The organism is Streptomyces albidicamelliae (assembly GCF_025642175.1).
GTDB lineage: Bacteria > Actinomycetota > Actinomycetes > Streptomycetales > Streptomycetaceae > Streptomyces > Streptomyces albidocamelliae.
In genome coordinates this window covers 3,436,252-3,448,327 of the sequence record NZ_CP106795.1, presented here as the reverse complement: position 1 = coordinate 3,448,327, position 12,076 = coordinate 3,436,252, and the positions used below count along the sequence as shown (strand labels likewise).

The 12,076-nt window shown below is 70.1% G+C and carries 14 protein-coding genes; 10 read left to right on the top strand and 4 right to left on the bottom strand.

Going from position 1 to position 12,076, the window contains the following annotated elements; all coding sequences use genetic code 11:
• Nucleotides 1-7 precede the first annotated feature (7 nt).
• Both clpS and N8I86_RS15905 read left to right on the top strand, forming a co-directional pair.
• Nucleotides 8-325: an ATP-dependent Clp protease adapter ClpS gene (clpS, locus tag N8I86_RS15910; protein ID WP_073900273.1), complete on the top strand. Its 318-nt coding sequence runs from the start codon at nt 8-10 to the stop codon at nt 323-325.
• 12 nt (nt 326-337) lie between these two features.
• On the top strand, nt 338-943 hold the full coding sequence (locus tag N8I86_RS15905) for a DUF2017 domain-containing protein (protein WP_073900277.1): 606 nt from the start codon (nt 338-340) through the stop codon (nt 941-943).
• Here N8I86_RS15905 and N8I86_RS15900 read toward each other — a convergent pair.
• Nucleotides 933-1,133 carry a hypothetical protein gene (locus N8I86_RS15900; protein ID WP_198960528.1) on the bottom strand — a complete coding sequence of 67 codons (201 nt, stop codon included), beginning with the start codon at nt 1,131-1,133 and terminating at the stop codon, nt 933-935. The genes N8I86_RS15905 and N8I86_RS15900 overlap by 11 nt on opposite strands.
• A 128-nt stretch (nt 1,134-1,261) precedes the next feature.
• Here N8I86_RS15900 and N8I86_RS15895 point away from each other — a divergent pair, with 128 nt between their 5' ends.
• The 7 genes from N8I86_RS15895 to N8I86_RS15870 all read left to right on the top strand — a co-directional run bounded on the left by N8I86_RS15895 (nt 1,262) and on the right by N8I86_RS15870 (nt 7,757).
• On the top strand, nt 1,262-2,680 hold the full coding sequence (locus N8I86_RS15895; protein ID WP_123437682.1) for an amino acid permease: 1,419 nt from the start codon (nt 1,262-1,264) through the stop codon (nt 2,678-2,680).
• A gap of 132 nt (nt 2,681-2,812) precedes the next feature.
• The gene (locus N8I86_RS15890) at nt 2,813-3,235 is read left to right on the top strand and encodes a M67 family metallopeptidase (protein WP_073900282.1); all 423 of its coding nucleotides are present in this window, start codon (nt 2,813-2,815) and stop codon (nt 3,233-3,235) included.
• 109 nt (nt 3,236-3,344) lie between these two features.
• The gene (locus N8I86_RS39015) at nt 3,345-3,440 is read left to right on the top strand and encodes a putative leader peptide (RefSeq protein WP_311318800.1); all 96 of its coding nucleotides are present in this window, start codon (nt 3,345-3,347) and stop codon (nt 3,438-3,440) included.
• A gap of 123 nt (nt 3,441-3,563) precedes the next feature.
• Nucleotides 3,564-3,842 carry a MoaD/ThiS family protein gene (locus N8I86_RS15885; protein WP_073900284.1) on the top strand — a complete coding sequence of 93 codons (279 nt, stop codon included), beginning with the start codon at nt 3,564-3,566 and terminating at the stop codon, nt 3,840-3,842.
• A 17-nt stretch (nt 3,843-3,859) separates the two neighbouring features.
• Nucleotides 3,860-4,810, top strand: a complete 951-nt coding sequence (locus N8I86_RS15880; protein WP_073900287.1) for a PLP-dependent cysteine synthase family protein — start codon at nt 3,860-3,862, stop codon at nt 4,808-4,810.
• A gap of 284 nt (nt 4,811-5,094) precedes the next feature.
• A complete protein-coding gene (locus N8I86_RS15875) occupies nt 5,095-7,161 on the top strand; it encodes a putative Ig domain-containing protein (RefSeq protein ID WP_073900289.1) in 2,067 nt (688 codons plus the stop codon).
• 134 nt (nt 7,162-7,295) lie between these two features.
• Nucleotides 7,296-7,757 carry a hypothetical protein gene (locus tag N8I86_RS15870; protein WP_263278061.1) on the top strand — a complete coding sequence of 154 codons (462 nt, stop codon included), beginning with the start codon at nt 7,296-7,298 and terminating at the stop codon, nt 7,755-7,757.
• Here N8I86_RS15870 and N8I86_RS15865 read toward each other — a convergent pair.
• Nucleotides 7,754-8,212 (bottom strand): type II toxin-antitoxin system PemK/MazF family toxin, encoded by a 459-nt coding sequence (locus N8I86_RS15865; RefSeq protein ID WP_073900295.1) that lies wholly within the window; start codon nt 8,210-8,212, stop codon nt 7,754-7,756. The genes N8I86_RS15870 and N8I86_RS15865 overlap by 4 nt on opposite strands.
• Before the next feature lie 251 nt (nt 8,213-8,463).
• Here N8I86_RS15865 and N8I86_RS15860 point away from each other — a divergent pair, with 251 nt between their 5' ends.
• Nucleotides 8,464-9,216, top strand: a complete 753-nt coding sequence (locus N8I86_RS15860; RefSeq protein WP_263278060.1) for an MBL fold metallo-hydrolase — start codon at nt 8,464-8,466, stop codon at nt 9,214-9,216.
• 72 nt (nt 9,217-9,288) lie between these two features.
• Here N8I86_RS15860 and N8I86_RS15855 read toward each other — a convergent pair whose 3' ends face one another.
• Together N8I86_RS15855 and N8I86_RS15850 are read right to left on the bottom strand one after the other, a co-directional pair.
• Entirely contained in the window at nt 9,289-10,539 is a 1,251-nt protein-coding gene (locus N8I86_RS15855; protein WP_123437686.1) for a PTS transporter subunit EIIC, read from the bottom strand.
• Nucleotides 10,540-10,693: 154 nt separating this feature from the next.
• Complete coding sequence (locus N8I86_RS15850) at nt 10,694-11,998, bottom strand: PTS transporter subunit EIIC (RefSeq protein WP_263278059.1); 1,305 nt, start codon at nt 11,996-11,998, stop codon at nt 10,694-10,696.
• Between the last annotated feature and the right edge of the window lie 78 nt (nt 11,999-12,076).

Genomic DNA, 12,076 nt, shown 5'->3' with positions numbered 1-12,076 from the left:
TGGCAGCATGGGCTGTGTGACGTCACCCGCGCCCGTAGAGATCGAACGCACCGAGTCGGCGGAGGAGGTCTTCGCCGTACCCGAGCCCGACGTCCCCTGGGTCACGATCGTCCACAACGACCCGGTCAACCTCATGAGCTACGTGACGTACGTCTTCCAGTCGTACTTCGGCTACTCCAAGGACAAGGCCACCAAGCTCATGCTCGACGTCCACCACAAGGGCCGGGCGATCGTCTCCAGCGGTACCCGCGAGGAGATGGAGCGCGACGTGCAGGCGATGCACGGCTACGGTCTGTGGGCCACCCTCCAGCAGGACCGGAAGTAGCGACCGACTCAGATGCCCGGACACTTCGAACCGCTCCCCGGCGGCGGCGCGGCCGTCGCCCTCGACGACGTCGAGATCTCCATCATCCGGTCGCTGGCCGTGCAGCTCCTGGAGCTCATCGGCCCCGGCCCCGGTGCCGACGCCCCCGACGACCCGCTCGCCGAGCTGTTCGCCGAGGGGCCGAGCGAGCCGCCCGCCGATCCGGTGCTGCGCCGGCTCTTCCCGGACGCCTACGGCGACCCGGAGGAGGCCGCCGGCTCGCCGGCCCGGGCCGAGGAGCGGCGCGCGCACTCCGCCGAGTTCCGCCGCTACACCGAGAACGACCTGCGGGCCGGCAAGCGGGAGAACGCGCTCGCGGTCGTCCGCACCCTCGACGCCCTCGCGCCGGTGGACGAGGGCGGGGCCGTGCTGAAGCTGTCCCCGGAGCAGTCGCGGCAGTGGCTCGGCGCCCTCAACGACCTGCGCCTCGCGATCGGCTCCCGGCTGGAGATCACCGACGAGGACGACACCGATCTCCTCTACCGGCTGCCGGACGAGGACCCGCGCAAGCCGATGGTGATGGCGTACCTGTGGCTGGGCGGGCTCCAGGAGACCCTCGTCACCACACTCATGCCCTGAATGTGATGATTTCGTGTTCGCTCAGCGGACGCTCAAATCCGGATAACGATCCCGTCACCGTTGCGGCCTGATTTGACGCTTTAGGGCGTTCTTTGTCCGGTTCTTCCTGTGCGATGCGCCACATCGCGTCTCTGTGATCAGTATGGCGGCCGTGATAAATCTTCACGACCGCCCGGCCGACACCACCCATGTCCGGCCGGGTGCGCCACCGAGCCGACGACCGTCGGCCAGGCAGACAGCTCCATCATCCGGGGGGATCGAAACCCGATCCGAGGCCGACGACAGGCCCGGGTCGGCATGGAGAAAGGCGCACCGCACATGACCTCTGAGAAGGTCACCACCACCCCTGAGGAGGGGTACGAGCGAGGGCTCGGCAGCCGCCAGGTCCAGATGATCGCGATCGGCGGCGCCATCGGCGTCGGCCTGTTCCTGGGAGCCGGGGCGAACATCGCCAAGGCCGGCCCCAGCCTGATCCTCATGTACGCCCTCGCGGGCGTGATCATCTTCTTCATCATGCGAGCCCTGGGCGAGCTGCTGCTCTACCGCCCGGTCTCCGGCTCGTTCGCCGAGTACTCGCGTGAATTCCTCGGCCCGTTCTTCGGTTACTTCACCGGCTGGACGTACTGGCTGATGTGGGTCGTGACCGGCATGGCCGAACTGACGGCCGCCGCGATCTACGTCAACTACTGGTTCCCGTCCGTCCCGCAGTGGGTGACGGCACTGGTCTTCCTCGTGGTCCTGTTCGTGGCCAACCTGATCTCGGTGAAGCTGTTCGGCGAGATCGAGTTCTGGTTCTCCATGGTCAAGGTGACCGCGCTCATCGGCATGATCGTCATCGGCCTGGGCGTGCTGACCCTCGGCTTCAGCCAGGCCGGCGACACCGCCTCGGTCGCCAACCTCTGGCAATTCGACGGCTTCTTCCCCAAGGGCATCGGCTCCTCCCTGATGACCCTCCAGGGCGTGATGTTCGCCTACCTCGCCGTCGAGCTGGTCGGCGTCACCGCGGGTGAGTCGGAGAACCCGGAGAAGACCCTCCCGAAGGCGATCAACACCCTGCCCTGGCGCATCGCCCTCTTCTACGTCGGTGCCCTCACGGTCATCCTGTGCGTGGTGAAGTGGACGCAGTTCGCCGAGGGGGTCAGCCCCTTCGTGAAGGCCTTCGCGGTCATCGGCATCCCGGCGGGCGCCGGCATCGTCAACTTCGTGGTGCTCACCGCGGCCCTGTCGTCCTGCAACTCGGGCATGTACTCCACGGGCCGCATGCTGCGCACCCTGGCGGACAACGGCGAGGCGCCGCGCGTCTTCTCCCGGCTGTCCTCCACCAAGACCCCGGCGCTCGGCATCACCGTCTCGGTGGCCTTCATGGGCATCGGCGTGATCCTGAACTACATCGTCCCGGAGAAGGCGTTCGGCTACGTCACCTCCGTCGCCACCGCGGCCGGCATCTGGACCTGGCTGATGATCCTGGTCAGCCACGTCCTCTACCGCCGCGCGGTCGACGCCGGCCGGCTGCCCGCCAGCTCCTTCCCGGCGCCGGGCGGCGCGAAGTGCTCGTACGTCGCGATCGTCTTCCTGCTGTTCGTCACCGGTCTGATCGCATACGATGCCGACTCCCGCGTCTGTCTGTACGTGATGGCGGTCTGGGCGGTCGCCCTCGGCATCGGCTGGCTCGTCGTGAAGTCCCGTACCCCGGAGGTCGCGAACCGTCGCGAGCCGGAGCTCGAGAACGTGGGCTGACCTCCCCCCGGACGTCCGGTCGCCGGGAGCACTCGTGGCGCTCCCGGAGACCGCCGCTCAGGACGTCCAACATATGGGCCGTCCCGTACCACACCTCGGTACGGGACGGCCCGTCTGCTTATCCTGGCCACCATGCTGACCATCACCCAGGCACTCGTCGACCAGATCGTCGCGCACGCGCGCAAGGACCACCCCGACGAGGCGTGCGGGGTCGTCGCGGGCCCGGCGGGCTCGGACCGCCCCGAGCGCTTCGTCCCCATGCTGAACGCGGCCATGTCCCCCACGTTCTACGAGTTCGACTCGGGCGATCTGCTCAAGCTGTACCGCGAGATGGACGACCGCGACGAGGAGCCGGTGGTCATCTACCACTCCCACACGGCGACCGAGGCGTACCCGTCCCGCACGGACATCTCCTACGCGAACGAGCCCGGTGCCCACTACGTCCTGGTCTCCACCGCCGACACCGACGGCCTCGGCGACTTCCAGTTCCGCTCGTTCCGGATCCTGGCGGGCGAGGTCACCGAGGAAGAGGTCAGGATCGTGTCGGCCCACTGATCCGGTCCGCCGGTCCGGCCGGAGTGCGGATCCCATGGTGCGGACGGATTCCGTCCATCATGCGGAATCACACTCCGGGATCCGAACCAGGAATCGATACGATGAGCCCATGGTTCTGAACGACGTGAGCGACAAGACGCCGGGCATGCTGCTCGTGGCGCGGCTGCACGTCGACCTGTGCCGGCTGAACAGCGCCATCTGTTGACGTTCCCCGCGGCCGCACGGCCGCTGCTGCCGCGGCGCTCCCTCAGTGCATGAAGCCTGGGGGGACCCCCGGGCGCGCGCACACCAAGACGACGAACCCTTTTTCCGACAGGAGCCCGCCACCATGGCCATCGAGGTCCGCATCCCCACCATCCTCCGCACGTACACGGACGGCCAGAAGGCGGTGGAGGGCAGCGGGAACACCCTCGCCGACCTGTTCGCCGACCTCGAGACCCGGCACGCGGGCATCCAGGCCCGCATCGTGGACGACGGCAAGCTGCGCCGCTTCGTCAACGTGTACCTGAACGACGAGGACGTCCGCTTCATCGACGGCATCGACACCAAGCTGTCCGACGGCGACACCGTGACGATCCTGCCGGCCGTGGCCGGCGGCATGGCCTGATCGGCCGCTGAGCAGCGATGCGCTACGACTCCCCGCTGGCCGCGGTGGGCAACACCCCTCTGGTGCGCCTGCCGCGGCTCTCGCCGTCCGCCGACGTCCGCATCTGGGCCAAGCTGGAGGACCGCAATCCCACCGGCTCGGTCAAGGACCGGCCCGCGCTGCACATGATCGAGCAGGCGGAGAAGGACGGCCGGCTGACCCCGGGCTGCACCATCCTGGAGCCCACCTCCGGCAACACCGGCATCTCCCTCGCCATGGCGGCCAAGCTCAAGGGCTACCGCATGGTGTGCGTGATGCCGGAGAACACCTCGCAGGAGCGCCGGGACCTGCTCGGCATGTGGGGTGCGGAGATCATCTCCTCCCCGGCGGCGGGCGGTTCCAACACCGCGGTACGGGTGGCCAAGGAGCTGTCCGCGGAGCACCCGGACTGGGTGATGCTCTACCAGTACGGCAATCCGGACAACGCGGGCGCCCACTACGCCACCACGGGCCCGGAGATCCTCGCCGACCTGCCGTCCGTCACGCACTTCGTGGCCGGCCTCGGCACCACGGGCACCCTCATGGGCGTCGGCCGCTTCCTGCGCGAGCACAAGCCCGACGTGAAGATCGTCGCCGCCGAGCCCCGCTACGACGACCTGGTGTACGGGCTGCGGAACCTCGACGAGGGGTTCGTGCCCGAGCTCTACGACGCCTCCGTCCTCACCACCCGCTTCTCGGTCGGTTCGGCGGACGCGGTCACCCGCACCCGGGAACTCCTCCAGCAGGAGGGCATCTTCGCGGGCGTCTCCACCGGCGCCGCCCTGCACGCGGCGATCGGCGTCGGCCGCAAGGCGGTCAAGGCGGGCGAGAGCGCCGACATCGTCTTCGTGGTGGCCGACGGCGGCTGGAAGTACCTCTCCACCGGCGTCTACACGGCGGCCACCACCGAGGAGGCCATCGAGACGCTGCAGGGCCAGCTCTGGGCGTAGGCACCTTCGTGCGTCCGGGCACGGGCCCGGCTCAAGCGCTCGCCAGCCCCCTCCTATGAGGGGGCCAACCTCATCCTATGGAGGGGCAAAGAATTCCCTCCGGTACTGCCGGTGCCCCTGGGGCCGGGTCTACGTTCCTCGCGCACCCTGTCATGTCACGCTCAGCGCGGCATGCGGGGTGTCCACGAGTGTCATGCTCATGACTGCGCGGCCGCCGCCGCTACGCGCGTCACGGGCCTCCCCACCCAGTGCGCATCCCCACGTAGACCGGAGGCAGTTCCCCCATGCGTGAGTCACGCCCGAGCAGGCGGAGACGGAGTCTGCGAAGACTCCTCGCCGTCGCCCTCCCCGCCCTCGCCCTCACCGTCGCCGGCCTCGCGGCGGCGCCGACCGCCGGAGCGCAGGCCACCACGGCCCACCCCCACACCGGCAGGTCCGCGCAGAACGCCAGGGCCCTGACCGACCCGAAGCGGCAGACCTTCCACACCACCGGCAAGGCCGGCCAGAAGGTGCCGACCCAGCACCTGTGCGCCACCGCCGCACCCGGTCACGCGTCCTGCTTCGCCCAGCGCCGCACCGACATCAAGCAGCGGCTCGCCGCCGCGGTCGCCGCGGCTCCCTCCGGCCTCTCCCCGGCCAACCTGCACAGCGCGTACAACCTGCCCAGCACGGGCGGTTCCGGCCTGACCGTCGCCGTCGTCGACGCGTACAACGACCCCAACGCCGAGTCGGACCTGGCCACCTACCGCTCCACCTACGGCCTGTCCGCCTGCACCAAGGCGAGCGGCTGCTTCAAGCAGGTCGGCCAGACCGGTTCGACCACGTCGCTGCCCGCCAACGACACCGGCTGGGCCGGTGAAGAGGCCCTCGACCTCGACATGGTCAGCGCGGTCTGCCCGAACTGCAACATCGTCCTGGTCGAGGCGGACTCCGCCAACGACACCGACCTCGGCATCGCGGAGAACGAGGCCGTCGCGCTCGGCGCCAAGTTCGTCTCCAACAGCTGGGGCGGCGGCGAGGCGGCCAACCAGACCACCGAGGACACCCAGTACTTCAAGCACCCGGGCGTCGCCATCACCGTCTCCGCGGGCGACTCCGCCTACGGCGCCGAGTACCCGGCCACCTCCCAGTACGTGACCGCCGTCGGCGGCACCGCGCTCACCACCGCGGCCAACTCCCGCGGCTGGAGCGAGTCGGTGTGGCACACCAACTCCACCGAGGGCACCGGCTCGGGCTGCTCCGCCTACGACCCCAAGCCGAGCTGGCAGACCGACACCGGCTGCACCAAGCGCATGGAGGCCGACGTCTCCGCCGTCGCCGACCCGGCCACCGGCGTCGCGGTCTACGACACCTACGGCGGCTCCGGCTGGGCCGTCTACGGAGGCACCAGCGCCTCCGCCCCGATCATCGCCGGCGTCTACGCCCTCGCGGGCACCCCGGCCGCCGCCGACTACCCGGCGAAGTACCCGTACACCCACACCGCCAACCTGTACGACGTGACCAGCGGCACCAACGGCAGCTGCACCACCTCGTACTTCTGCACCGCCCGCACCGGCTACGACGGCCCGACCGGCTGGGGCACCCCGAACGGCACCACCGCCTTCACCGCAGGCGGCGGGGGCACCGGCAACACGGTGAGCGTCACCAATCCCGGCAGCCAGTCCACCGCCGTCGGCGGCTCGGCGAGCCTGCAGATCCAGGCCACCGACAGCGCGGGAGCGGCCCTCACCTACAGCGCCACCGGCCTGCCGGCCGGCCTGTCCGTGGGCGGTTCCAGCGGCCTGATCTCCGGTACGGCCACCACCGCGGGCACCTACCAGGTCACGGTCACCGCGACCGACTCCACCGGCGCCTCCGGTTCGGCCTCCTTCACCTGGACGGTCGGTTCCGGCGGCGGCACCTGCTCCTCGGCGCAGCTGCTCGGCAACCCGGGCTTCGAGTCCGGCAACACCACCTGGACCGCGTCCAGCGGCGTCATCACCAGCGACACCGGTGAGGCGGCCCACGGCGGGTCCTACAAGGCCTGGCTCGACGGGTACGGCTCCACCCACACCGACACGCTGTCCCAGTCGGTGACCATCCCGTCCGGCTGCAGGGCCACGCTCACCTTCTTCCTGCACATCGACACCGCCGAGTCCGGCAGCACCGCCTACGACAAGCTGACGGTCACCGCCGGTTCGACCACCCTGGCGACGTACTCCAACGCCAACGCAGCCTCCGGGTACGCCCAGAAGACCTTCGACCTGTCCTCGCTGGCGGGCCGCACGGTCACCCTGAAGTTCAGCGGGGCGGAGGACTCCTCCCAGCAGACCAGCTTCGTCGTGGACGACACCGCCCTGACGACCGGCTGAGCCGCACTCCCGGCGGATCCCGCACGCGCCCACGCGGCGCGTGCGGGATCCGTTTGCGATCGTGGTACGTCTCATCCGCACCAGGCGGCCGGTCGGCCGGCCACGCCAACGGACGGCAGAAAGGCGGACCCCCCATGCGCCGTACGACGCCCCTCGCCCTCGCGGCGGCAGCACTGCTCCTCGCCGGCTGCGGCTCCCAGAGCGACGGGGACACCGGCAGCAACGGCAAGGTGTCACCCGCCCCCTCCAGCCACGCGCCCGGTACGGACGGCGGCGCGTGCGCGAGCCAGGCGGAACTGAAGGCCGCGGACGACGGGCACACCGTCTGCGTGACCAAGGGCGGCGAGGTCCGGGTCACCCTGGACGGCACCAGGGAACGCCCGTGGAAGCCCGTCTCCGTGAGCGGCACCGCCCTGAAGGGCATCAACGCGGGCTTCGTCATCCAGCCGGGCGACGCCACGGCCGCCTACCAGGCGGTGTCCGCGGGCACCGTGCGGCTCACGTCCTCGCGCCCGCTGTGCGCCGAGCCCACCGCCCCCGGGCAGGTCTCCTGCAAGGGCATCCAGGAGTGGTCGGTCACCGTGCGGGTACGTTAACCGGCGAGATGACGTACCTGGTCCCACAGGACCGGGTCGACCACGCCGACCCGGCGCCGGAAGTCGCCCACCGGGACCTCGCGCAGCTCGTCGGTCTCCAGGAAGCTCGGGCGTCCCCGGGCGTCCCCGACCGCACCGGGCGGCAGCGGGATCACTCCGGCGCGCTCGTCGTGGTACTTGCTGGTGATCTTCGCGACGGTGGCCCGGTCGCCGCGCACGGCGAGCACCAGGCAGGGCCGGTCCTTCGCCTCGGGGCGGTCCTCGTACGGGACGTCGGCCCACCAGATGTCCCCCGGGGCGGGGCGCCCGGCGCGGGCCGGGCGCTTGCCCGGCCGGCCCGGCGGCCGCAGCCGCCGTCCGCCCGGCCGGCGGCCGCGGCCCCAGCCGTCGACGAGCGTGGCGACGAGCGCCAGCAGTACGACCGCCGCGAGCGCCAGCCACCAGGACGTGTCCATACGACGACGTTACCGGCGCACGCCGTGCCGCGCGCGCCCTCTTGCGATCCTCATGCGCCGCGGTTCCAGCCGAACCGGTGACAGCGCAGGTGAGTTCGCCCACAACGGCCCCTGGCGGAGGAGCGACCCGTGCTTTCGCGCCTTACGCTCGACGAACCGCACGACCCCCGCCCGCCCCCGGTTCTCCGGCTCCCCAACCCGCCCACCGGTGCCCCGTCCACCGGCTTTCCGCCAACGGAGGTTTCTGCTTCATGAAGCTCACCGTCGTCGGCAGCTCGGGGTCGTTCCCGTCCGCGGAATCGGCCTGCTCGAGCTACCTCGTCGAGGCCGACGGCTTCCGGTTGCTTCTCGACATGGGCAACGGCGCCCTCGGCGAGCTGCAGCGCCACTGCGGTCTCTACGACCTCGACGCGATCTTCCTGAGCCACCTGCACGCCGACCACTGCATCGACATGCTGGGCTACTTCGTCGCGCGCTACTACCGGCACGACGGCGGTCGCTGCGATCCGATCCCGGTCCACGGACCCGAGGGCACGGAGCACCGGCTGACCACCGCCTACGCGGACACCCCCTCCGCCTCCTCCATGAGCGAGGTCTTCGACTTCCACACGGTGAAGCCGTCCACGTTCGAGATCGGCCCGTTCACCGTGCACACCGAGCGCGTCCGGCATCCCGTGGAGGCGTACGGCATCCGCGTCGAGCACGGCGGGAAGGTCCTGACGTACTCCGGTGACACGGGTGTCACCGAGGCGCTGGACGAGCTGGCCCGGGACGCCGACCTCTTCCTGTGCGAGGCCGCCTTCACGCACGGCAAGGAGAGCATCCCCGACCTGCACCTGAACGGGCGTGAGGCGGGTGAGACGGCGGCCCGGGCGGGCGCCCGCCGCCTGGTCCTCACCCACATCCCGCCGTGGACCGACCCGCAGGTCAACCTCCGTCACGCCCGCGAGGTCTTCGCGGGCCCGGTGGAGCTGGCCGCACCGCGGCAGACGTACGACGTCTGACGCGGGCGCCGCGCACGACGAGGCCCCCGGAGCCGCTGCTCCGGGGGCCTGACTCATGCCGTGCGGCGGTCCTCACGCCTTGGTGAGGTCCTCGACCTCCTCCTCGGGCTCGCGGCCCGGGGTGGGGAGGTTGAACCTGGTGATGGCGAACCGGAACACGACGTAGTAGACCGCCGCGAAGACCAGGCCGATGGGGATGATCATCCAGGGCTTGGTGGCGAGGCCCCAGTTGAGGAAGTAGTCGATCGCGCCGGCCGAGAAGCTGAAGCCGTGGTGGACGCCCAGCGCCCAGGTGACGGCCATCGACACCGCGGTGAGGACCGCGTGGATCGCGTACAGCAGCGGGGCGATGAACATGAACGCGAACTCGATCGGCTCGGTGATGCCGGTGACGAACGAGGTCAGCGCGAGCGAGAGCATCATGCCGCCGACGGCCTTGCGGCGCTCCGGACGGGCGCAGTGGGTGATCGCCAGCGCGGCCGCCGGGAGGGCGAACATCATGATCGGGAAGAAGCCGGTCATGAACTGGCCGGCGGTCGGGTCGCCGTGGAAGAAGCGCGGCAGGTCACCGTGCCAGACGGTGCCGGCGGAGTCCTTGTAGCTGCCGATCTCCTGCCAGGCCACGGTGTTGACGAACTGGTGCATGCCGACCGGGAGCAGTCCGCGGTTGATGGCGCCGAAGATGGCGGCACCGACGGCGCCGAGGCCCGTCATCCACTCGCCGAAGTTGGTGATGACCTTGCCGACGGGCTCCCAGATCAGACCGAAGACCACACCGACGCCGGTGCCGATGAACGCCATGAGGATCGGGACCAGGCGGCGGCCGTTGAAGAAGCCCAGCCAGTCGGGCAGCTTGGTGCGGTGGTAGCGCTGCCAGACCACGGCGGCGATCAGACCCATGACGATGCCGCCGAGCACCTTGGGGTCGTTGTAGGTCGCGGCGACGTCCGCGCCCTTGGTTATCCTCGCCTCGGTGATCGGGAACGCGGTCAGCACGTTCTTGTACACGAGGAAACCGACCAGCGCCGCCAACGCCGTGGAGCCGTCCGACTTCTTGGCGAAGCCGATGGCGATGCCCACGCAGAACAACAGGGGAAGATTGCTGAAGACCGCGTCACCGGCGGTGGCGAAGACGGCGGCGACCTTGTTCCAGCCGAGGCCGTCCTTGCCGAACACGTCGTCCTGTCCGAGGCGCAGCAGGATGCCGGCCGCCGGCAGCACGGCGATCGGGAGCTGGAGGCTGCGGCCGACTTTCTGCAGGCCCTGAAGCAGCCCGGATCCCCGCTTCTTCGCGGGGGCCGCCGTTGCGGTGGCGGTGCTCATGGTTCCTCCATCGGGTGGTGGTCTACACCACTCAGTGGTGTAGACCTGTTGTAGCACGATGAAGGGCGTATAAGGAACCACGAAATCCGCTACCGCGGCGCTACGCAAAGTGCCGGGTCAGCGGGGGTTCGCGGGGGCCGTGGACGGCGGGCCGTCAGACCTTCGTGACGTCCTCGACCTCCTCCACCGGTTCACGTCCCGGTGTCCTGAGGTCGAACCTGGTGATGGCGAACCGGAAGACCGTGTAGTACACCGCCGCGAAGCACAGGCCGATCGGGATGATCGCCCACGGTTTCGTCGCCAGGTGCCAGTTGATGACGTAGTCGATGAGCCCCGCGGAGAAGCCGAAGCCGTCGTGCACCCCGAGCGCCCAGGTCACCGCCATCGACACCCCCGTGAGCACCGCGTGGACCGCGTACAGGAACGGGGCGATGAACAGGAAGGAGTACTCGATCGGTTCGGTGATGCCGGTCACGAACGACGTCAGCCCGACCGAGAGCATCAGCCCGCCGACCTCCTTGCGCCGCTCCGGACGCGCGCAGTGCGTGATCGCCAGTGCCGCCGCCGGCAGCGCGAACATCATGATCGGGAAGAAGCCCGAGGTGAACTGGCCCGCGTTCGGGTCGCCGGCCAGGAACATGTTGATGTCGCCGTGGACCACCTTGCCGCCGGGCGTGGTGTAGGTGCCGAACTGGAACCAGATGGGCACGTTCAGGAACTGGTGCAGCCCGACCACCAGCAGCGCCCGGTTGGCGACGCCGAAGATGCCGGCCCCCCACGAGCCCGTGTCCCGCAGCCAGTGGCTGAAGCTCTCCAGCGCGTTCCCGATGGGCGGCCAGATCCAGAGGCACAGCGCCGCGAAGAGGATGCCGACGAACGCCATGATGATGGGGACGAGCCGGCGGCCGTTGAAGAAGCCGAGCCAGTCCACCAGCCTGGTGCGGTGGAAGCGGGCCCAGAGGAACGCGGCCAGCAGCCCCATCACGATGCCGCCGAAGACACCGGGGTTCTGGTAGGTGAAGGCCGTCACTGACCCGTCGCTCACCTGGCAGCCGACGTTCGGCACCGCCGTGGAGCCGCCCGGGCAGTCCTCCGGGAACTGGCGCAGCACCCCGTAGTAGACGAGGAAGCCCGCCACCGCCGCGAGCGCCGTGGAGCCGTCCGCCTTCTTCGCCATGCCGATCGCGACCCCGACGCAGAACAGCAGCGGCAGCCCGAGGGAGCCGTCGAGCAGGGTGCCGCCCGCGCCCAGCATCACCTTCGAGACGGTCGTCCAGCCGAGGCCGCCCTCCCCGACCACGCCCGGCTGGGCCAGCCCGATCAGCAGGCCCGCCGCCGGCAGCACGGCGATCGGCAGCTGGAGGCTGCGGCCCATCTTCTGCAGACCCTGGAACGTGCGGTTCCAGCGTGCCCGCGCCGGACCGGCCGTACCGTCGGGGCGTGCGCTCTCGGCGCTCATGGGCGTCCTCCGGCCACTCGACTCGGACGCGGTTTGGCGACCGTCCCCACGGTGGTGTAGACCAGTTGGCGGACGGTT